This is a genomic window from Achromobacter arsenitoxydans SY8 (assembly GCF_000236785.1).
Taxonomy (GTDB): Bacteria; Pseudomonadota; Gammaproteobacteria; order Burkholderiales; family Burkholderiaceae_B; genus Achromobacter; species Achromobacter arsenitoxydans.
On the sequence record NZ_AGUF01000088.1, the window covers coordinates 1 to 1,142 of the forward strand.

The following is a 1,142-nucleotide window of genomic DNA, read 5'->3' on the forward strand; positions in this document are numbered from 1 at the left end:
GCGCCGGCCGAGGTCGCCCGGCCGGTTGCGCCGAACGCGCCGGCCGCGCCTTCGATCTCGGTGGTCAAACCCGCGGCAGCCGATGTCGCGGCGGCCGATGCTGCGGCGGCCGATGCCGCGGCGGCTCCCGTTGTGCAGGCGCCTGCCGCCGCTCCGGCGGAACGCGCTGGCGCGTCGGCCGAGCCGGTGTCCGCCCGCGCGGCGGCCATCCCTGCCTCGATCTGGAATCGCACCGGTCCGCCGCCGCCGCCCGCGCCCAAGGCCGAGGCCCTGGCGGACGAGGCGCCGCCGCCCATTCCGGTGGCCGAAGCCGTCAAGGACGCCAACCTGGAACAACTGGGCGAGCAGGTCCTGGCCTGCGCCGCCTGTGGCCTGTGCAAGGGCCGGCGCCACGCGGTGGCCGGCCAGGGCGCCCAGCCTACCCGCTGGCTGGTGGTGGGCGAAGCGCCCGGGGAACAGGAAGACCGCCAGGGGCTGCCTTTCGTGGGCAGATCCGGGCAGTTGCTGGATGCCATGCTGGCAGCGGTCGGCATGAGCCGCGAGCGCGATGTGTTCATCACGAACGTCATCAAGTGCCGCCCGCCCGGAAACCGGAATCCCAAACCCGAGGAAATCGCGGCCTGCAGCCCCTATCTGATGCGGCAGATCGCTTTGCTCAAGCCCGAGCGCATCCTGGTGCTGGGCCGGTTTGCGGCGCAGACGCTGCTGGGCACCGATGCCACCATCGGCAGCCTGCGCGGGCGCGTCCACCAGCTGAAGACGGACGAGGGCGAGCAGATTCCGGTGATCGTGAGCTATCACCCCGCCTACCTGTTGCGCAGTCCTTCCGAAAAGGCGCGTGCCTGGCAGGACCTGAAGCTGGCTGCGCGCGACCTCTGACGCGTTCGCGGCGGGCAAAAAAAACCGGGCATTGCCCGGTTTTTTTCTTGGAATATCAGGTGCTTGGCGTGTTTTGGTCAGTGCGACGAGTCCAGCGCGCGGCCATGGCCTTCCTGGCCGATCTGGTCGTGCAGGTCGGGGTTGGCCTGCATGTTGCGCTTGCTCCAGCGCATGAAGACCACCATCAGCACGGCGACCACAGTGCCGAAGATCACGATGATCACGTTGATCGGCATGTTCAGCCACAGCAGCAGCGTGTACAT

1 protein-coding gene and 1 pseudogene are annotated in these 1,142 nt (G+C 69.1%); one reads left to right on the forward strand and one right to left on the reverse strand.

The features are described from left to right. The first annotated feature begins 54 nt into the window (after positions 1–54). Positions 55–879, forward strand: coding sequence for a uracil-DNA glycosylase (locus KYC_RS26915; RefSeq protein ID WP_050814955.1), 825 nt, complete (start codon positions 55–57; stop codon positions 877–879). A gap of 77 nt (positions 880–956) precedes the next feature. Here KYC_RS26915 and KYC_RS26920 read toward each other — a convergent pair. Continuing rightward, positions 957–1,142 (reverse strand): annotated as a pseudogene (locus KYC_RS26920) (lysophospholipid transporter LplT); the annotation flags it as partial.